16 protein-coding genes are annotated in these 20,379 nt (G+C 42.7%); 6 read left to right on the top strand and 10 right to left on the bottom strand.

Features of this window, described 5'->3' with window-relative positions:
- Positions 1-290: 290 nt before the first annotated feature.
- The 3 genes from AK822_RS02370 to AK822_RS02360 all read left to right on the top strand — a co-directional run bounded on the left by AK822_RS02370 (position 291) and on the right by AK822_RS02360 (position 2,668).
- A complete protein-coding gene (locus tag AK822_RS02370; RefSeq protein WP_060490438.1) occupies positions 291-725 on the top strand; it encodes a hypothetical protein in 435 nt (144 codons plus the stop codon).
- Between the two features lie 22 nt (positions 726-747).
- Positions 748-1,437: an LrgB family protein gene (locus AK822_RS02365; protein ID WP_055125716.1), complete on the top strand. Its 690-nt coding sequence runs from the start codon at positions 748-750 to the stop codon at positions 1,435-1,437.
- 406 nt (positions 1,438-1,843) lie between these two features.
- Positions 1,844-2,668 carry a lytic transglycosylase domain-containing protein gene (locus AK822_RS02360; protein ID WP_045443853.1) on the top strand — a complete coding sequence of 275 codons (825 nt, stop codon included), beginning with the start codon at positions 1,844-1,846 and terminating at the stop codon, positions 2,666-2,668.
- A gap of 211 nt (positions 2,669-2,879) precedes the next feature.
- Here AK822_RS02360 and tsf read toward each other — a convergent pair whose 3' ends face one another.
- The 10 genes from tsf to AK822_RS02310 form a co-directional block, all read right to left on the bottom strand.
- A complete protein-coding gene (gene tsf / locus AK822_RS02355) occupies positions 2,880-3,764 on the bottom strand; it encodes a translation elongation factor Ts (protein ID WP_045443645.1) in 885 nt (294 codons plus the stop codon).
- Between the two features lie 332 nt (positions 3,765-4,096).
- On the bottom strand, positions 4,097-4,894 hold the full coding sequence (gene rpsB, locus AK822_RS02350; protein ID WP_060490437.1) for a 30S ribosomal protein S2: 798 nt from the start codon (positions 4,892-4,894) through the stop codon (positions 4,097-4,099).
- Positions 4,895-5,255: 361 nt separating this feature from the next.
- Complete coding sequence (locus tag AK822_RS02345) at positions 5,256-5,705, bottom strand: chemotaxis protein CheX (RefSeq protein WP_045443639.1); 450 nt, start codon at positions 5,703-5,705, stop codon at positions 5,256-5,258.
- 41 nt (positions 5,706-5,746) lie between these two features.
- A complete protein-coding gene (locus tag AK822_RS02340; RefSeq protein ID WP_045443636.1) occupies positions 5,747-6,196 on the bottom strand; it encodes a chemotaxis protein CheX in 450 nt (149 codons plus the stop codon).
- Positions 6,197-6,225: 29 nt separating this feature from the next.
- Positions 6,226-6,588, bottom strand: a complete 363-nt coding sequence (locus tag AK822_RS02335) for a response regulator (RefSeq protein ID WP_045443633.1) — start codon at positions 6,586-6,588, stop codon at positions 6,226-6,228.
- A gap of 62 nt (positions 6,589-6,650) precedes the next feature.
- The gene (locus AK822_RS02330) at positions 6,651-8,861 is read right to left on the bottom strand and encodes an ATP-binding protein (RefSeq protein WP_060490436.1); all 2,211 of its coding nucleotides are present in this window, start codon (positions 8,859-8,861) and stop codon (positions 6,651-6,653) included.
- Positions 8,862-8,873: 12 nt separating this feature from the next.
- On the bottom strand, positions 8,874-9,758 hold the full coding sequence (locus AK822_RS02325; protein ID WP_060490435.1) for a transporter substrate-binding domain-containing protein: 885 nt from the start codon (positions 9,756-9,758) through the stop codon (positions 8,874-8,876).
- A gap of 354 nt (positions 9,759-10,112) precedes the next feature.
- On the bottom strand, positions 10,113-11,372 hold the full coding sequence (locus AK822_RS02320; RefSeq protein ID WP_060490434.1) for a multidrug effflux MFS transporter: 1,260 nt from the start codon (positions 11,370-11,372) through the stop codon (positions 10,113-10,115).
- Between the two features lie 317 nt (positions 11,373-11,689).
- Positions 11,690-12,502, bottom strand: coding sequence for a crotonase/enoyl-CoA hydratase family protein (locus AK822_RS02315; RefSeq protein ID WP_060490433.1), 813 nt, complete (start codon positions 12,500-12,502; stop codon positions 11,690-11,692).
- A gap of 161 nt (positions 12,503-12,663) precedes the next feature.
- A complete protein-coding gene (locus AK822_RS02310) occupies positions 12,664-16,212 on the bottom strand; it encodes an ATP-binding protein (RefSeq protein ID WP_060490432.1) in 3,549 nt (1,182 codons plus the stop codon).
- A gap of 522 nt (positions 16,213-16,734) precedes the next feature.
- Here AK822_RS02310 and cysM point away from each other — a divergent pair.
- The 3 genes from cysM to rlmD all read left to right on the top strand — a co-directional run bounded on the left by cysM (position 16,735) and on the right by rlmD (position 20,215).
- Positions 16,735-17,694: a cysteine synthase CysM gene (gene cysM, locus AK822_RS02305; RefSeq protein WP_060492147.1), complete on the top strand. Its 960-nt coding sequence runs from the start codon at positions 16,735-16,737 to the stop codon at positions 17,692-17,694.
- A gap of 66 nt (positions 17,695-17,760) precedes the next feature.
- Complete coding sequence (locus tag AK822_RS02300; RefSeq protein WP_060490431.1) at positions 17,761-18,585, top strand: 3'-5' exonuclease; 825 nt, start codon at positions 17,761-17,763, stop codon at positions 18,583-18,585.
- 88 nt (positions 18,586-18,673) lie between these two features.
- Positions 18,674-20,215 carry a 23S rRNA (uracil(1939)-C(5))-methyltransferase RlmD gene (gene rlmD, locus AK822_RS02295; RefSeq protein ID WP_060490430.1) on the top strand — a complete coding sequence of 514 codons (1,542 nt, stop codon included), beginning with the start codon at positions 18,674-18,676 and terminating at the stop codon, positions 20,213-20,215.
- The last annotated feature ends 164 nt before the right edge of the window (positions 20,216-20,379 follow it).

Genomic DNA, 20,379 nt, shown 5'->3' with positions numbered 1-20,379 from the left:
ACCCGATCACGAAAACGCGCTACCATAGTTGACGTCGTTTAAAGTGAGCACAAGGTAGCCTGGCGCAAATGATACATTCATTATATTAAGCGAGCTTAACGCTGTTGCTATTTATAATCACACTGACGATATGCTATAAGCTTTATTAGTTTGCCTACTCTCTATATAATCATCGGCTATAGGTTCAACCAATATTCATATCATTGATAGATAGAACACACTCATTAGAATGTGTTCTATCTATTTTGTTGCTACTATCCTATCTCTTTCTAAATCGGCCAGTATTTCTTATGAAATCTACTCACTCCGCCCATTTGCCGCTATGGCTTGCCTTAGTCCTGACACTCACGATGGTCATCGTGGTTCGTGAATCAGCCGTTATCATCTGTCAATTAGTAGGAATAGAAAAGGCTGCCAACATCGTTGGATTGGTCGCCATGTTCTTTATTTTGATGGCATGGCGATTACTTAAAGGGTTGCCCAGTTGGCTCACCCAAGCCAGTAATACTTTATTGGTGGATAGCGGTTTTGCTTTTTTGCCCGTGTCTGCAGGTGCAGGTTTACTGCTATTCGCTTTAGGTGATGAGCTTTGGGGCGTTATGCTGACGATGATTATTAGCACACTCATACCGCTTTGGGGACTTGCCATACTTGCCAACCGTTCGCTCAATCACGATGTTAGCATCGATAGCACCACCGTTGAAGAGCACAAAGGACAGCTATGAGCTGCATGAACAAGGAAATGCAATGACTTTTGATAACGTGTTTGTGGCAACCTTTGCAGCGATATTATTAACGCTAATCGCTCATGTGACTGCTCGTGTACTGGCACGTAAGCTCTCATGGCTGCCGATGGTGATTACGGCGTTGGCGCTTGTTCTTTTATTTTTGTTTATCCTACAATGGGATTACAACGATTATTACGATGTTGCCAAGCCTGTATTTGATCACCTATTGGGATATGTCACCGTATTATTGGCAGTACCATTAGCAGCAATGAACTTTAAAGGTCTACCAGTCAAAAAGCTTACTCTCATAGTCATCCTTGCAAGTGTGGTTGGTGCATTGCTACCGATGTCATTGGCTTATTTATTTTCATTAAGTCACGACACTATACTCGCTTTCGCAACGCGTTCAGTGACCACACCAATCGGTCTGAGTGTCGCAGATTTAATTAAAGCACCACTTGCCATGGCTAACTTAATTATTATTGTCTCAGGGCTTATCGGTGGTACTTTGGCGCGCTTTTTATTTCGCGGTATCGATGATGACCGTGCCAAGGGCTTAGCACTTGGGTTGGCAGCACATGCTTTTGGTACCGTCGAAGCATGGCAAATTAGCCACACTGCTGGGCGTTATGCGGCATTTGGATTGGCAGTAAACGGGCTGGTCACCGCCGTTTGGGTGCCTATTTTTATCAGTGCACTTTCTATATAACCCTGTTCAAAGCAGTTTTCAGTGCTTTGAACAGCTTTTATTTCTCACGATTCATTCATTGCTACAGCCAGAATATTCACGTACCACATACGCCTAAAAATAATAAAGCCGATACTCAATCAACGTACTCAAAAACGGTAGTATGTTGATTTTTTTACAAATTAAAAATGACTTTTATACTTTGTACTGATAATCGTATGCGTCGAAAAGTTATTATATGTTATAGTAAGCAACTATTATTTTTTGTATCCAATGCGAGTGGTTTCTAGTTAGACGTGGTTTTTGCTAGGGTGCTATATCGTTTACAGCGATAAAATCCTACCAGCACGATAACCGCTTAAATGCGCAGAACGACGCGCCTATAGGCAAAGTAATTTGCTATTACTCGATGAAAAGTGATAACCCTATGATAAATGTTACAACCTTAGTGACTCGCTGCTTGTCTCCTGTTTTATTGACCGCTGTCGCCCTATCCAGCCTATCTCTATCTGTTGCTGCTCAAGCAGGTAATATGTATATTTACAAAGACAAAGGCGGACAAGTCTTACTCACTAACGTCAATCCAAGTGGTAATTTTGACAAATTCACCAAAAAGGTAAAAGTCACTTACTACAAAGATTCTAAAATGTATGACGGTAGTAGTGACAATAGCAGCAGTAATTACGGTAGTAGCTCTGCCAGCAGTAGCGGAAGCCGCAACTCATACGACAGTTATATTCGCGCCTCAGCTCAGCGTCATGGCGTAGATCCTGGGCTTATAAAAGCAATGATGCATAGCGAATCCGCATTTAACCCAAATGCACGCTCACCTGTCGGTGCGCAAGGTCTCATGCAGCTAATGCCAGCGACTGCGCGACGCTTCAAAGTCAGCAATCCTTGGAACCCTGCAGATAATATCGAAGGCTCTGCTAAATATATTGCATGGTTGATGAAGCGGTTTAATAACAACGTAGAATTTGCGGTTGCGGGCTATAATGCAGGTGAAGGTAACGTTGATAAATATAACGGCATCCCGCCTTTTAAAGAAACCCGTAACTATGTCAAAAATGTCATGAGCCGTTACCATAGCTTGTATAAAAACGACTCAGGGCTATCAGGCAGTACCATGAATGCTAGTAATCAAATCGCCAATCCTAGTCTCAGTAGCGGCTTACAAAACGTCAGCTATGGTACCAGCAGTAATAGCAATAGTGCCAGCTATGCCAATTCAGCATATGATGCGCTACGCTAAAATGAAGACTACATGAACCGTTGAATCCAAACGTAAAAAAGCCCGTTAATATAATTAACGGGCTTTTTTGTGCTAAGAGATTTTATCTATTCATTCATAATCTATCTTGTCATATTTTTTGAGTTCGATACAAGATTAACAATAAAGCTGATCGGTGAGTACCAAACCAAAAAGCTTAGCACTCACCATTCTTCTTAGCAAAATTTAAAAATTACTTGTTAGCCAGTGCTTGTGTTGCAGCAACTTCAGCAGCGAAATCTTCTTGCTTTTTCTCGATGCCTTCACCAACTTCTAGACGTTTGAAAGCAAGTACTTTTACGCCTTCAGCTTTTAGTACATCACCAACTTTCTTCTCGTTGTCCATAACATATGGCTGACGTAGTAAAGTCACTTCTTCTAGATACTTACGTAGGCCACCTTCGATCATTTTTTCAACGATGTTATCAGGCTTGCCAGACTCACGAGCTTTTGCTTCGATGATGTCTTTTTCGCGTGCTAATAAATCAGCATCGACACTTTCGTCATCAACCGCAACTGGGTTAAACGCAGCGATATGCATGGCAAGATTTTTGCCAGTATCTGCGTTGCCGCCTTCAAAAGATACCACAACACCAATACGTAGACCATGACGGTATGAAGCAAGGTTGCTACCTTCTAATACTTCAACGCGGCGTACTTGGATATTTTCGCCGATTTTTTGTACCAAAGATACACGAGCTTCTTCAACAGTCTGACCATTGCCATATGGCAATTCAGCAATAGCAGCTACGTCAGTCACATTGTTTTCTAATGCAATGTTCGCTACTGCTTCTGCAAATGCCGTAAAGTTTTCGTCTTTTGCAACGAAGTCAGTTTGGCAGTTTACTTCTAACAAGAATGCTTTGTTGTCGCCTTGAGCGATGATGATAGCGCCATCAGCTGCAATGTTACCAGCTTTTTTAGCTGCTTTGGCTTGACCAGATTTACGTAGGTTATCAATGGCAGTTTCTACATCGCCGTTTGATTCTTCTAACGCTTTTTTACATTCCATCATGCCAAGACCAGTACGGTCACGCAATTCTTTTACCATTTTGGCAGATACTTTTACTTCTGACATAAGAGTTACCTTTTATTATGTATGGGAGTGCTTAATTTCTATGAGATATATCTTTGCTATCTATTGGTACTATATCGCTCTTATAGTAATGGAAGCACTCATGGTTGATCGTGATAACAGACATCATTGTAATGACAGATATTGTGCATCACGAGGGCATATGTAAGCGATAATACTCGCTTATTAACGAGTGTTCCATCAACAATAAGGCATGACGAGTAAAACTACATCATGCCTATTGTAAGCTTATACGCTGTTAATAACTTTATATGAATGCTGACAAGATAACTATCAAGACACCGTTACAAAGTTAAACCTTTTTGGTCAGCCAATTATTCTGCTGGAGTCGCCGCTTCTTCTGCTTTGGCTTCAACTGGTGCTTCTTCAATAGCAGGTGCTTCTTGCTCAGCTTTGCCGCCCGCTTGAGTCTGTGCGTATTCTTTACCAGCGATAATCGCATCAGCCATAGAAGTCACATACAAGGTCACAGCACGGATAGCATCATCGTTTGCTGGGATGATGTAATCAACGTTATCTGGGCTAGAGTTAGTATCAACGATACCGATAACTGGGATACCTAGATTTTTAGCTTCTTTGATAGCAATCGCTTCATGATCTACGTCTACAACGAAGATTGCATCAGGTAGGCCGCCCATATCTTTAATACCGCCTAGTGAACGCTCAAGTTTTTCCATATCGCGAGTACGCTCTAACGCTTCGCGCTTAGTAAGCTTGGCGAAAGTACCGTCTTCTGCTTGTTTTTCTAGCTCTTTTAGACGGTTGATTGACTGGCGTAGTGTTTTCCAGTTAGTCAACATACCACCTAACCAGCGATGGTCAACGTATGGCATGCCAGCGCGTGCTGCTTGCTCAGCGATGATACCGCTTGCTGCGCGTTTAGTACCTACGAATAATACTTTGTTTTTCTTGGCAGCTAAGCCGTTAACATAAGTCAATGCTTCGTTAAACGCTTTTACTGTGTGCTCTAAGTTGATGATGTGAATCTTATTACGGGCACCAAAGATGTATGGTCCCATTTTTGGATTCCAAAAACGTGTTTGGTGACCAAAGTGAGCGCCGGCTTGTAGTAAGTCGCGCATTTCGATTTTGGTTGGATTCTTTGTAGACATGTGGAATTCCTATTGGTTGGGTTATGCCTCCACATCACAAAAACTGCCTATCTAGCGACACGCATCTGCTAACGGTTAATGTTTATTGGGGCAGCACTAACTTTTTTGCAAATTAATCAAGTCGCCAAACACCCAGCAATTCTTTGCCATGATGTGTGTGTCATTGGTTGATGGGTTGGTTTAAAAAATTGAGCTATCATTTGAACGTAAAAATACGATGTGATAAAAATAGCTGGGCTGTATTTTATCATATAATGCTTAGCGACTGCTAGCGCTATTATGCTGTTTAAGTGGATGATAACGCATAAAAAAACGACGCATTAACGTCGTTCTTTATACTGAATAAATGAGCAGCTGTAGATTAAGCGATACAGATACCAATGACCGCTTTATACCCACGCCACGTAAATGGCGTGACGTAACTTTGGCGATCTTTTGGCAAATAAGACACGCTTGGTGCGCTCTCAACAATATGCGGCGGCGAGATAATAAACTCTGAGCCAAACTCAGTACGAGCATTACCAGAGATAGTGTTGGCCATCTCACCGAGCAGATCTTTCATCATCGTGATCGATGAGTCAGGCTCGCCCATCACTTTTATGACCTCTCGTAACATCACGCTTGGTGCACTCACATACACACAGCCTTCCAAAGGCCCTGATATCTCGATAACGCCGCTATAATCATAACCAACAGCACTCTTGTTATGATTTAAATAAGGGGTATCAATGGACACTTCCGAGCCATCAATTTGTGCAAAAAATGCATTGATTGAGCTCAGAAACACACCCAATTTTTCTACTTTAACCATAATATATTAATATCCATCTTTATGACGCGGTGGCAGCAACGTTAATCCTGCAAACAGACCACAATCTCGCCTATCTGCGAGTTCCAAGTGATGGGAATGATAAAAGAACGCTCATCATTCGGCAACACAATACTTTGTGGAGAGCCTTTAAATACAAACGGCACAGAAATATGGAATTCTGAGCCAAACTCTTTACGCGCATTACCAGCGATTGTATTGGCCACTTCGCCAGCCAAATCGATATAATTCTCATCGCTTTTATCCGTTTCACCCATGCTATCCAGTATAGCGGACAATAGCTGACGGGTTGCCGAAAAATACACCACGCCCTTTTGTCCACCCGATATACCGATCACACCCGTATAATCATGAACTTTTGGCTGTTTGTTCTCTAACAGATATGGGGTGTCAGCGACAAGCTCCTCGCCCCCAAACTGATTAAAATAGTTACTAATAATACTTAAAAAAATCTGTAGCTTTTGTTCTTTCATAATGACATCTACTTAAGTCGTTGAATGGTTTAGTCTTGCATTAGCTCATACAAAGACTCTACAAGCTCTTCTTCTGAAAAAGGCTTGCACAAAAATCCGCTGGCACCCAACGACAATGCTTCAATGCCAGTGGCTTTATCAGACAGTGCTGACACCACTAAAATGCGTACTTCAGGGTCAATCGCAATGATTTTCTCAATGCATTCAAGTCCGTCCATTTGTGGCATGGTCAAGTCCATGGTGATTACGTCAGGACGATGGACATTGAACTTTTCAATGGCTTGGACACCACTGGTTGCCGTCGCAACCAGCATAAACTGCCCTGAATCGTACGCGCGTTGAATACGATTTCTAATAATATTTGAATCATCAACAATCATTAACTTATGCATAACTGATCTATTACCTTTAATGAAGTGCTTGTCATCCTTGACAATATACCTGCTGTTTCTAATTAAGCTTTTGGTAAAGTAATAACAAACCGTGTCATCTGACCAAATTCGCTGTTTACGTTAAGCTTGCCATCATAATCTTTTACTTTTGCTTTAATGATATCGAGACCGACACCGCGTCCGCCATCTTCATCTGCATGTTCTTTGGTAGAGAAACCCGAAGAAAACAGTTGTTTGAGCAGCTCGCTTTGACTGAGCTGGCTGGCTTCTTCTGTACTAAAACGACCGTCACTGCTTAACTTGGCACGAATGCTGTCATAATCAATACCTTGACCATCATCTTGCACCATCAGCATGAAATCTGAGCCGTTGTCTTTTATTTCTAAATCAATCGTCCCAACCGCAGTCTTACCAATCGAATGACGAACACTTGGCGCTTCAATGCCATGCACCACGGCATTACGTAGTAGTTGAATGCTAATCTCTTTAATCGGCTTTACTAGATGTGCTGGTATGTCCGCTTGCATCAGCGTATTACTCTTTAGCTCTACTTGCTTGCCTTGTCTTGCGGCAATATCTTTTGCAAATGCTTTATAAAAAGACAAATGATCATCAGGTGCTTCATTACCTAGGTCGATATCCTGACCGATATCAGTATCTATGATACTGGTTGAAGGATTTGATGTCTGACTGTCAGTCGCCACCGTTTTTGACATACTGTTTTGAGCACTATTGTCATCTAACCCATTTGCAGTTGGTGCAGTCGCTGGTGCTGAACGGTTAATGCGCTCACCCAAGGTCGCGATGGTATTTGATAGGCTTAATAAGTCATCCAAATGTACGGCCAATGGCAAGAAATCGTTACCAGATAATTGACCTTGGTTTTGCAATGCGTGCAGTTTGTCTTCCGCATCTGAGGCAATCTTGGTAAAGCTATGCAGTTTTAGCGCAGAAGCTTCACCTTTTAAGCTATGCATTTCGCGATAGATGGCTTTTAGTTTGCCCTCAAGCTCGTATTGTGAGCTACCAGGATTTTTCAAAATATTGTTCATCTTCTCAATGTGCATCTGCGTATTATCAATAAACTCATTAATAATCTTTGGATTTACATTTAGAATCGTGGTGAGCATCTCAATCTGCATATCATTTTGCGAACGCTCTTTTTCTAGACGCTGCTCTAAATATACGGCATCCGATACATCGTTGACGTTGACCAAAATACGGGCAATGTCTTTGTTGTCATAAACACGTGAGAACTTGAAGTCTAAGAAGCGATTATTCTGTGCTTTATCACCAGCGTTGTTATGTAGCATGACTTTGTGCAGCGGATTGAGAGAATCTACCAATTTTTCTTTAACGCGTGGATTGTAAAGCTGCTCAATAAATTGCTGTGTGGTTTTCAGATCTTTATCAGAAATACGCCCACGTAAAACGTTGGTAAAGTTCTCTCCTGACAATCTGTCTTCACCGATAATATCATTCAGTGCGCGAGAATGCTGCTGACCAATATTCAAGTCTTTATCAAGCAAGAATAGACCCGTATTTACCGTTTCCATAATTTCTTGCGTCTCGCGACGAGCAGCGAACGCTTCAGCATCGGTTTCACGTAAACGACGTACAAAGAAGAATACAAAGATTAGAAAGTAGGTAAAGATGGCGGCAACACCAAGCACCTGAATAAGACGAATGGTCGTCGCTTGGCGTTCAGCACTATTAAAAACATCTTTGGTCAAATTGTCTAACGAATCGTTAATCAATAGACTTGACGTCTTGGCTTGTTCAACGGCTTGGGTCAGATCATCTTCAGAGGAAACCATAATATTATCAGCATCTTTGAGATATGCTTGAATCTTAGGCTCTAACGCTTTCCACTGCTCATTAGCTGCGGTAATGTTTACTTGTGCGTTACTGTCAATCTTTGGCAGATCATAAGTTTTGCCATCAACGTCAGTGATCGTTGCACCTTGCTCAATAGCAGCAATAGAACTGGTAATCAACGCCGTATTTTCCTCCAAACGCTCCAAAACGCGCTGAATATGTGGAGAGTTCGTATCTTCGCCATAGCTATTATCTAAGTCAAATAAATCTTTAATTACCGCCTGCGCGCTATTAGCGACTTGGTTAGTTTGGTCAATTAACGCAGTATTTCTTTCTAATAAGTTTGAGGTATAGAACGTAAAGGCTAACAAGGCACCGATGAGCGATAAAAACAGTGCAATTGAAATAATCAGACCTTGATAGCGCTTATTGTCAACATTGGGAGTGGTTGCCATCTTCAGAATTCCTTAGTTCAATTGCGTAGTATTAGTATCAGAATTGCTCTTATCAGCAGATGCAGGTACAGCCTCACCTAACCAGCGCTCTTCAATTTCCTTAAATGTCCCTTTTGCTTTCAGTTTAGCAATACCCTCATTAACCGTATTAATCAACTGAGTATTTTCTTTCGCCATTAATACAACTTGTTGCGCTGAAGGTGCGTCTGCCGCTTCATAAGGTACAATCTTCACTTTATGTTCTGGATAACCTTTTATGATGTACTGCAGCACTGGCATGTCGTATAAAAAAACATCAGTCTTACCTTGTACTAAGTCCTGATAAGCCAAAAATGCAGTAGATCTTGAAACCAACTCAACCGAGCTACCCATCTGTTTCAGAGTATCTTCTTCTTTAGAACCTGCCAACGTACCAGTTTTTAGACCCTTTATATCGTTTAAGCCTTTGATATCAAACTTACCTTCCAAGTACATGATGGTAGCTGGGTTAAAAAAGTAAGGCGTTGATAGACCATATCTTACCGCACGATCATCTTTATAAGAGATACCAGAAATAGCTAAATCACGTTTTCCTGACTCCACACTATCGAACATATCTTGCCAAGTTTCTTTATAAAACTCGACTTTAAAGCCTTGCTCCTCGCCGATAGCTCTAATGGAATCAACGTCAGTCCCTTGCATGTTGCCATAGTCATCTTGAAACGAGAAAGGGGGTAAATCACCCGTCATAGCGACCTTTAATGTTGGTGCCGTATCAGGCAAATTACTGACAAAATTATCTTTATTTTCTGTTACTGGCGTACCAGTCGAATTGGCATTTTCTTGAGTGGAAGAGTTACCGCAGCCAAACAGGCCAACACTCAATACAATTGGTAACACTCGATATAACTGCATCATAATTTACCCTTAAAGCTTCACGTGGTTGTACATATTAATTAATGACAATCTAGCAAGGTTAGGTAATATCTTCACAATACTTACTTACAGAAAGTTACGTTTGATAATACTTGCCTAACTTTATGATTGCAATAATTATGTTTAGTTATTACGTACAATTTGTTATATATGGCAAATAAAGGATATTAAGGGCGTACTTAAGTCTATTTATATGACTAAAAACTTGTAATATGGTCTTGTTTTATGCACAGTTTTAGGCAGAAAATAAAATAAAAAGCACAAAAAAAGCATCCCTACATAATCAATGTAAAAATGCCTTTAAGATGCTAGTGCAAGACTTATAAAGTCTCTGGCTTACTCCGCATCGTCCAGATTTAAATTACGATCTATCTGCCAAATTAAAAAACAGCCAAGACTCATCAAAGCGAACATCGCAATACCAATTTTGAGTACAGGATTAACTGGAAATAGGTTTAATAATAATCCACCAAAGATACCGACTGAAAACATGAGCGAGCCTTGTAGCGCACTTGCCATGCCCGCTCGGCGTTTTTGAAAGGCCAGCGCAATAGCAGAAGCATTTGGCTGAGTAAGACCTAAGCCTGCGATACAGAAGAAAATACAAGCCAGTACCAGTGGAAGCCAAGCATCAGTACCCAAAAATAGACCTATTACAAATAGCACACCTGCAGAAATAACCTGCATCATCGCACCAAAGCGCAAAATACTCAAAATACGAAAGCGATTGGTAAGCCACTGATTCAGCTGAGTCAAACCCACAAAACCAGCAGCATTCATCCCAAATAACCAAGCAAAGTGGGTGGCGGATACCCCGTAGGTATCCATAATCAGCTCAGAGGCTGAACTGATATAAACAAACATCGCCCCCATCAGCAGGCCGCCACCAATCGCTGGATAATTGAACGTCGGGTCTTTTAATAAGTCCCAGTATTGACTCAGTACTTCTCTTGCAGGACGTACATTACGATTTTCTTCCGTCAACGTTTCAAAGAAGAAAAACTTTGTGAGTAATAAATTCAACGTGCCAAAAGCAGCCAAAAACCAAAAAATAGAGTGCCAGCTAAAAAACTGTAGAAATAGCGCACCAAGCGATGGGGCTAATATTGGCGCTAAACCCATCACCAAAATCATAATAGAAAAGGCTTTTGCGGTTTGCTTAGCAGTCAATCGATCGCGAATCGCGGCACGAGTGACCACCGCACCGACACACGCACCAAGCGCTTGCATCGTCCGCCCAACAAACAATACATACTCGTTATTAGTAGTGGCACAAACAATGGAGGCGATGACATATAGCGTCATACCGATATATAAAGGCTTAACACGACCAACACGATCACTAAATGGTCCATAAAATAACTGGCCAAATACCAAGCCTAAAAAATAGGCAGAAACAGAGTTGGCCATAAAGGCTGTGGAGACACCAAAGTCATCTGCCATCGATGGTAATGCAGGAAGATACATATCAATAGACAATGGCCCCACTGCCACGATAAGTCCAAGCATCATAATCCATGCAACAGGCAAATCAGCAGAGCGTACGCGCTCAGAAGCAATGGGTCGATTGGGTAGAGAGGATTTTGGAGCAGACATATTCAGACCATTTTATATAGAGTGTATTGAATCGTTATAAAGGTTCAATACACTCTAGTGATTGTTATTGTATTATTCAGGCTTCCATTGTCTTTAATATTTAGTCTTTACTCAATACTGAAAACAAGGGTCATTGCCACCATTAGTGCACATTTGCATACAGCGGCGCAAGTGGACAGTGTTATATCTTACTATCCACTCACATTTCAATAGAGGCATGACGTTAATAAAACAAACAATAACAACTAAAAACAATCACAATAATTTGTCAAAATAGGTCTGAGCGTCAGCATAGCGGCATAATTAGTAAAAGATATTTAGCGGAACTGGCGCTTACCAAATGCCGTACTGGCTTGCTTGGCTTTTCTTAAAGCAAGCTTGCGATTACGACCGAGCATCATTTTAAGCTGCCATACTTTTTCTTTATATAAAGTAGTGGCTGGCTGCTGGAACATAGCATTGACCACACGCTTACTCGCCAACACCGCATCAGGAGAGCGCTCTGCAAATTCGGCAGCGAGCTTTTGCGCCTGCTCAAGTGGCGTTTCACTGCAATGGCTGACAAGACCCAGTGCTTTGCCTTCACTGGCAGTCACGATACGCGCACTCATGGCAAGCTCTTTTAGCACATCTTCACGTACCACGCCAAACGCCGATTGCGTCAAACCCATGTCTGGTACCAGCCCCCACTTAGCTTCCATAATAGACAGTTTGCAATCTGGATGACTGATACGCACATCGCAAGCCAGCGCTAGCTGAAGCCCTGCACCGATACAATAGCCTTCTAATACGGCAATGACCGGTACAGGCACGTCGCGCCATACCAGACAAACACGCTGGAACGAGCTCTGCCATGGCTTTACCAGCTCCCAAACGGCGAACGCTTGATTTTTTGGATGATTTAAATCACCCAAGTCGATGCCCGCACAAAACGTGCCTTCAGCACCATTTAGAATCACCGCACGTATCGTTTTATCTTTACCAATGCGTTCTGCGACAGCTATCAATTCTTTCACCACTTTAAAGCTCATGGCATTTTTTTTGTGTGGGCGATTCAAGGTTACCGTGAGTATATTGTCAGTCATACTAACTTGTAAGGTTTCATATTGGTAAGTGGCAATCGCGTTCATAATAATCCTTATTCATGAATAAAATAGAAATGGCATCTAAATATGATGCCGATACGTCTAAAGCTGATGGCAACAATATTAACAGCCTTGTTACGACGCTACCTCATCAATAACTGACTGCAACGATTCGATTCACCGTTAATGTCATAAAACCATCATCTCTAAATCATTTTCCACGTCATATCATTTTCACTCAAACGATGATAATTGAGCTGAGGATAGGCTGACAAATCTAGCGCCTGCAAATTATTTAACGCTGTTATTAATGCGGCATAATATGGCTCAAGCATGGCAAACTGCGCAGGTGTGGTGTGTTGGACATTCAACAAGCACTTATCTTCTAGGTCTTGACTGGCCTGACGTAATTGCGGCACACCAGTATAACGACTGCCGCCTAAGATGCGATGGGCAATTTGCGCTAGCATACTGCGATCACGGGCGTCCCACGCTTGCGTCAGTGCCTGCTTTTCATCATTAATAGTATCAAGCATCATAATGATAAGCTTGGCTGCCAAGTCGGGCTTATTCGCTGAGCGGGTCAACGCGTCTTGCCAATCTAAAATAGCAAACCCATCACCTTCGTTAGCCCCCAAAGAGTGATGGCTTAAATGGTGGTGACTGCTGTCCCAACTCTTTGTTTCTTGCGCATATATGTGTGAATCTGTAGGCGTTGCTACTCCGTTATGAGCACTATTTATCGGTGTTTCCGATGGCTTTAATAGTGGCGACTGTCCTTGTTTATGTAAGCGCAAGTTCTCATAGCGTGGCTGGGTGTCACGCGGTGTTTCGCGTCTATAATCCTCGCGTGGTTGGCTATCTCGCAAGTAATTATCACGAATTTTTTTCAATGATAAAGGACGCGTTATTTTTGGCTGATTGATTGTATTAGAATCGCTATGACGGTTATTTTCATCACCTTTCACCATAGGATAAGCAATGGTTGTAGAGTCCGATGGCCACGTTGAATACGTTTCAGCATCCCTATTTTGTGAGTCGGTAGAGTGTGAGTTCTCTTTTGATAAATCGATGACCTGCACATCAGTATTGTGCACATCCGTACTGTGCAGATTGGTATCAGGCAACGCTGTTAACTGCGGCATTGTCGTTGTGCGTCCAAGCCATTTTTGCAGCACTTGTAACAACTGAGGCTGGCTAATGGGTTTACCCACATAGTCATTAATGCCACTAGCGATCAGTTTGTCTCGCTCATCAGCCAAACCATGTGCAGTCAACGCAATAATCGGGATACGGTTATCATCATTTTCAATATTACGAATTTGTCTTGCGGCTTCATGCCCTGACATACGCGGCATTTGGATGTCCATGAATATTAGATCAATATGACCTTTATCCTGAGTAGCAACTTTATCGTCGGTATTCATCTCTTCATAAAGCGTACTATTTGATTTCTTGTTCACCTCATCGCGCGTTTCAGCTTTAGAGATTTGCGTTTTATTCGACAGACTTTGCTTATCATTTTTCGTGGTTTTGATATTTTTGGTTTGTTGTTTGCTGATAATTTCTATGGCGTCAAAACCACTACTCGCTGTGATGACCTGAATACCAAGCTCACTAAGTAATGCATCGAGCACCAACAAATTGGGCAGATGATCGTCGACTGCCAGTACCGTCACCCCTGTCCAGCGCGGTTCTTGCACGCTTTTTTTGGTACTGCGATTTTGGGTGTCGAGCATGGCATAAAGCTGTCTTTTGTCTAAAGGCTCATACAAAATATTGGCATGATAACGATTTAGTAATGCTTGATCGGCAGCAACTTGATAACCAAATACCGCAAGCTTGCCTTGGTAATGCAGACGAATTTGTTTGAGTAATGCCATCATATCGTCTTGGGTATCATCATCGACGATGACCCAATCCCAATAATTACCATGCTCTTTTAATGACTCAAGTACCCCCGGTAACGAGTTGGCTTGGGTCAGTTTAATTGGTAAATACTGCAAACTGGCTTTGAGCACTTGGATAGAGGCGGTATGATTGATCCATACCAATACATTAAACTCATCGGTCTCACTCGCCAATGGAGCCAAGACTGGTAGCTCAATTGTCTGTCCTGTAGCCGCTTCCAATACATCGACATGTGCTGGCATCCGAAACCAAAACGTTGCGCCCTGATTGGCAATATTCTCTTGAGCATTATCATGAAAGCCAATATCACCGCCCATCAGCCGCGTTAATTGCTTGGAGATAACGAGCCCCAACCCTGTGCCGCCATACTGACGAGTGATTGAAGGGTCGCCTTGGCTAAAGCTTTGGAACAGCATCTTTTGATCGGCTAAAGAGATGCCCTTACCGCTGTCTTGCACACTGATCATGAGATAATTATCACGATGATCATCCAAGCTGACACGCACTACCACATCACCACTGTCGGTAAATTTAATCGCATTGCCCACGATATTGGTCAATACTTGCTTGAGGCGCAGGGCATCGCCATTGATGCGCATCGGTACATCATTATAAAACAGCACCGCCATGCGCAGACCTTTTTCTGCGGATACAGGCGAAAGCATATCGACCACGTCATAAATGGTGTCATAAAGGTCAAACTCATGACGGTCAAGTACCAGCTTGCCTGCTTCAATCTTAGAGAAATCCAAAACATCGTTAACCAAGGCAAGCAAGTGTGCTGATGACTTACGTATGGTTTGCACGTACAAATCTTGTTCAGGATTTAGTTCGCCATGCCTTGCTAGTAGATTGATAAAGCCATCGATACTGTTTAATGGCGTGCGCAGCTCGTGGCTAATATTGGCCAAAAACGCCGATTTGGCTTGGCTGGTTGAAATTGCCGCATCACGTGCATTACGAATAGAGATGTTTTGCATTTCCATCTCATCAAACGCAAGGCGCAAATCATCCTCGGTTTGCTCGGCATGGTCTTTTAATTCCTGAAAGCTCCTATGCAAGCGGCGCAAAGTTTTGACCAAATCTTGCTGTAATAAGTTCAGCTCACCATCTGACTCAACGGGAATAGGCTGATACAAATTGTCGACATGGGTACGCTGCAACTGCAAACGTAGCTCATAAATTGGTGCTATCCAGCGCTTTGAATAAATATTTAAACTCAGCAATAAAATCAAAATGGTGAACAAGCCAGTAATCACTAACGCCATGGCGATACGGTAGCGGGCGATGTAGAGTGGTTCATTGTCCATATCGACGAGCAGCCATAGCTTTTGTCCTTCAAACTCCCCTAACACACTGCCATAAGCGGTTCCAATAGGCGTTGGTTGCTGCGATAAAAACTTCTTTGTTGTGTCTATTGCAGGCCATGCTTCGTTCAGTCCATAGCCGACTGCGGCGAGCACTTGATTGCTTTCATTGATGATCGCAATACGCTGTACATGTTGCTCGGACTGCATACGACCCAGCTTATCTTGTATTTCCTCAAGCTTCGTGATGGTCGTTTGAGTGGCATCATTTGCTCTGACTTCGCCATCCGCATTGGGTTCGCCGTCTGCTTGCTGGCGCTCTTGTGCTAACAGCTCAGGGATTAGCTCTGCTATCGCTGGGGTATAACGAATCAGCACCGCCTCCGCCAATACTTCTTGTTCGGAATTGCTAGCACGCATGGTTTCGTAAAAGACCAAAATACCGCCCACCGCTGCCAAGATACAAATGGGTAGAAACACCAATATAATCAACTGACCATACGCACTGCTAGTATCAAAACGTTTTTTGTATGCCATGCTAGCTTTACTCTCTACAGAAAATTGTACTATGAATCAATAGCGGCGGTAAGCGGTGTTAGCCAATCATAATTTTTTTAGGGGCTGTGCTCATTTCAAAGCTATTCTCATTTCAAAGCTATCGTCATTTCAAAAATGATAACTGCCTACCCATGATAAAATTTAGTGGTTCTTTTTATTGCCGTACCTATATATTGCCATAACTATAACGCATTTCATCGATCATGGTGAGTGGCTATGACGCAAAGGCATTTTAACTGTCCAGCCCTTTTTAAACACCACTCATTTACCAAAATCTCTTGATGCCTTCAGCGTAGCCAAAAACAAAATGATATAATGACGCAACTTTTCATTTATTGCTATTTGGTTAAAGCGGTAGAAATGTCATTAATGATCAAATCACTCACTTCACTCAATAGCGGCCATATCAAGATATTTATTCAAAAATCAAAATGATAATTAAAAAATAAACGGTAATTAAAAATCAATTTTAAAAATTCACAAGGATACTTTATGTCCGCAATGGCTATCTCCACCCCTAATTTCATTACTCAAGTCACCAAACTTGCTGATTGTGTCGGTCAGACGCCATTGGTTAAATTGCAGCGCTTACCTGAGCAAGAGCAGCTGACCAATGGTGCTGCGTTACTGGCCAAGCTTGAAGGTAACAATCCAGCGGGGTCTGTTAAAGATCGTCCTGCTTTTAATATGATTTATCAGGCAGAACAGCGCGGTGACATCAAAGCGGGCGACATGCTGATTGAAGCCACGAGTGGCAACACTGGTATCGCTTTAGCCATGGTCGCCGCGATGCGTGGCTATCCGATAACGCTACTGATGCCAACCAATTCAACTCAAGAGCGCAAAGATGCCATGATTGCGTATGGTGCGACGTTAATCGAGGTGGATGAAGGCATGGAAGCTGCACGCGATTTGGCGCTGCAAATGCAAGCAGATGGCAAAGGCATCGTATTGGATCAGTTTAATAACCCTGATAACAGTCAAGCCCATTACCTGACCACAGGGCCTGAACTGTGGGCGCAAACCGCAGGAAAAATCACTCATTTTATTAGTTCAATGGGCACCACTGGTACCATTACTGGTGTATCGCAATATCTCAAAGAACAAAATCCAGATATCAAAATTATCGGACTACAGCCTGATGAAGAAGCTTCGATTGCTGGTATTCGCCGCTGGCCTGCAGCTTACATGCCGGGTATCTTTAACGCAGATTTGGTTGATGAAATCATGGATGTGGATCAGCGTATCGCAGAAGTTTATATGCGCAAACTGGCCAAGACCGAAGGTATTTTTGCGGGCGTTTCATCAGGTGCTGCAGCATGGGCTGCCGTACAAGTCGCTAAAGAAAACCCTGATGCCGTCATCGCCTTTATTGTCTGTGATCGCGGCGATCGTTATTTGTCGACGGGTTTATACAATATTGATGACGACAATATTGACGCCAGCAATGTCGATCGATAACCGCACATAAATTAATTAACGCACAGACAACACTGCTCAGTTTAGTTGGTTTAATCAGGATTTCTTATGTCACAAGCTCTACTATCCGACCCTATATTGGTCTTTGATATCGAAACTGTCGCTGATACCGATGCGGCGCGCCGTATCTATCCGCAATTGGCAGAGTTGAATGATGCAGATGCATTGAGCGCACTCACAGCGCTTCGAATACAAGAAGCTGGGCATGACTTTATGCGCTTGCCACTGCAGCGTATTGTCTGTATCTCAGCGTTATATATCAAAGATGGCAAGTTTTCGTTGTTCTCATTGACCGCTGATAAATTTAGTGAAAAAGATATTCTTGCCAAATTTTTTCGGGCATTTAGTGACCTTGAAAAGCTGCCACAGCTTATTAGTTGGAATGGCTCAGGTTTTGATATTCCTGTACTGATATATCGGGCTATGCAATACGACTTATCAGCGCCATGGTTATTTGAAGAAGGCGAGCGCATCAAAAACATGCGCTTTGATAATTACGTCAATCGCTTCCACACGCGTCACCTTGATTTAATGGACAGATTTAGCCAGTACGGTGCCAGCCGCCGCGAAGCCATGGATATTGTCGCAAGTTTATATGGTCTACCGGGTAAAACAGCTGTCAACGGTAGTATGGTTGGTGAGCTTGTCAGCACTAATGACTGGCAAACGCTGTCTATTTATTGCGAGTCTGACGTCATGAATACATGGCTAATCTATTTGCGCTGGTTGCGTTTAACTGGACAATTATCCTCACAAGATTTTGACGCTTGGCAGCAGCAGAGCTATGACTATTTAGTAAAATATACCCAAGCGGATGGTCATGCCCGCCATCAAGACTTCATCGCTGATTGGTCATCTGCGCCCACATCATAACAAATGAAGTTATACGAAGGCGCGTTATAAGACATCGCGTTTATCCTCATTTTTTTAGTTATTTATCATTTATTATTAAGGCAGGTTTATGCAACCCACCGATTCAAAAACGTCTACAACCTCTGATGTTACGCCACCAACGAGCGAGACCCAAACGATTACTATTCCGCCTAATAAGAAAAAATCTAAACCCTCATCAAAGACACGCCGCCGTCTAAAGGATGCAGAACCTCTGCCCTTCACCATTGATGGTTTGTCGCATGATGGTCGCGGCGTTGCCGTTTATGGTAATGGTTTTGGTATAGACGATGGCCATATCGAAGACAAACATGGCAAAAAAATCTTTGTAAGCTTTGCATTGCCGGGTGAAAGTGCCTTGGTCAAAATAACCAATAGCCGTGCCAGCTTTGAAGAAGGCGAGGCTGTCAGTATTACTGCCAACCCAAATTCTGAACGTGCCGTACCGCCCTGCCCACATTTTGGCGTCTGCGGCGGCTGTAATTTGCAACACTGGCAGCCAGACGGTCAAATCAACTTTAAGCAATCTGTATTGGCTGAAATGCTGATACACCAAGCCAATGTCACGCCTGATAACTGGCTTGCTCCAGTGGTTGGTGATCGTCTTGGTTATCGTACCAAAGCACGATTGGGTGTGCGTTATGTCACCAAAAAAGAAACCGCGCTTGTCGGCTTTCGTGAGCGCTCAAGTAACTTTTTGGCAGAATTAAATGAGTGTCATATTTTAGATCCAAGAATTGGTTTTGAGATTGAAAACTTAAAAACACTGATTAGTACGCTAGAGAGCCGTAACAAGATTGCTCAGCTTGAGTTGGCCATGGGTGAGGAAATGCCTGAGCTGCCAGATGGCAATCAGCCCGTTGCCCTTATCGTACGCAACTTGGAGCCGTTATCAGACGCTGATATAGAAAAGCTAAAAGTGTTTTTTGCCGCACGCAACTGGCAGCTATATTTGCAGTCTAAAGGTGCGGACAGCATCCAGCGTATTGCATTGACTGCAAATGATGACATGAGCCAGCAATTTGGTCGTTTGTATTACCAATTGCCAGAATACGATTTGACTTTCGAGTTTATCCCGACAGATTTTACCCAAGTGAACCTGTCCGTTAATCGTCAAATGACCAAGCTTGCTTGCGATTTATTAGACTTAAAAGCAGGTGAACGCGTACTTGATTTATTCAGTGGTCTAGGCAACTTTAGCTTGCCACTTGCGCGCCTCGTTGGTGAGACAGGTTCTGTGGTTGGTGTTGAAGGCAGCGAAGCGATGACCACACGTGCAGCCGATAACGCACGACGTAATGGCATCAATAATACAGAATTTTATAGCCAAGATTTGACGCAAGACTGTACTGATAAACCTTGGGCGAATCAGGGCTTTGATGCGCTATTGATCGATCCGCCGCGTTCTGGTGCTTGGGAAATTATGCAGTACTTGCCGAAATTTAACGCTGAGAGAATCGTTTATGTCTCTTGCAACCCTGCAACCCTCGCCCGTGATACAAAAGCATTGTTAGAGCAAGGCTATCGTCTGACTCATGCTGGCGTAATGGACATGTTCTGTCATACCGGTCATGTTGAGTCCATCGCTCGTTTTGAAAAAGTAGCGGTGTAATTCAATTTACGGTTAAGTGAGCGGTTCAGAGCATTAAATAGCCATGCTAAAGGTCACTGAGCTTGATTCAAAATTTGAGTCAAGCGGTGGCAAAAAATGATGGTTATTTATCCTGATTAACCGCAGACATTACATAGCCTCGCTTGATTTGTCTCTTTAAAGTG

This window comes from Psychrobacter sp. P11F6 (genome assembly GCF_001435295.1).
Taxonomy (GTDB): Bacteria; Pseudomonadota; Gammaproteobacteria; order Pseudomonadales; family Moraxellaceae; genus Psychrobacter.
Note: the sequence above shows the minus strand (reverse complement) of the source record. Positions and strands in the feature narration are given on the sequence as shown.

Bases quoted from the DNA above. Each gene is read 5' to 3' on its own strand.
- AK822_RS02370 (WP_060490438.1), top strand. From the start codon at position 291: ATGAAATCTACTCACTCCGCCCATTTGCCGCTATGGCTTGCCTTAGTC.
- AK822_RS02365 (WP_055125716.1), top strand. From the start codon at position 748: ATGACTTTTGATAACGTGTTTGTGGCAACCTTTGCAGCGATATTATTA.
- AK822_RS02360 (WP_045443853.1), top strand. From the start codon at position 1,844: ATGATAAATGTTACAACCTTAGTGACTCGCTGCTTGTCTCCTGTTTTA.
- tsf (WP_045443645.1), bottom strand. From the start codon at position 3,764: ATGTCAGAAGTAAAAGTATCTGCCAAAATGGTAAAAGAATTGCGTGAC.
- rpsB (WP_060490437.1), bottom strand. From the start codon at position 4,894: ATGTCTACAAAGAATCCAACCAAAATCGAAATGCGCGACTTACTACAA.
- AK822_RS02345 (WP_045443639.1), bottom strand. From the start codon at position 5,705: ATGGTTAAAGTAGAAAAATTGGGTGTGTTTCTGAGCTCAATCAATGCA.
- AK822_RS02340 (WP_045443636.1), bottom strand. From the start codon at position 6,196: ATGAAAGAACAAAAGCTACAGATTTTTTTAAGTATTATTAGTAACTAT.
- AK822_RS02335 (WP_045443633.1), bottom strand. From the start codon at position 6,588: ATGCATAAGTTAATGATTGTTGATGATTCAAATATTATTAGAAATCGT.
- AK822_RS02330 (WP_060490436.1), bottom strand. From the start codon at position 8,861: ATGGCAACCACTCCCAATGTTGACAATAAGCGCTATCAAGGTCTGATT.
- AK822_RS02325 (WP_060490435.1), bottom strand. From the start codon at position 9,758: ATGATGCAGTTATATCGAGTGTTACCAATTGTATTGAGTGTTGGCCTG.
- AK822_RS02320 (WP_060490434.1), bottom strand. From the start codon at position 11,372: ATGTCTGCTCCAAAATCCTCTCTACCCAATCGACCCATTGCTTCTGAG.
- AK822_RS02315 (WP_060490433.1), bottom strand. From the start codon at position 12,502: ATGAACGCGATTGCCACTTACCAATATGAAACCTTACAAGTTAGTATG.
- AK822_RS02310 (WP_060490432.1), bottom strand. From the start codon at position 16,212: ATGGCATACAAAAAACGTTTTGATACTAGCAGTGCGTATGGTCAGTTG.
- cysM (WP_060492147.1), top strand. From the start codon at position 16,735: ATGGCTATCTCCACCCCTAATTTCATTACTCAAGTCACCAAACTTGCT.
- AK822_RS02300 (WP_060490431.1), top strand. From the start codon at position 17,761: ATGTCACAAGCTCTACTATCCGACCCTATATTGGTCTTTGATATCGAA.
- rlmD (WP_060490430.1), top strand. From the start codon at position 18,674: ATGCAACCCACCGATTCAAAAACGTCTACAACCTCTGATGTTACGCCA.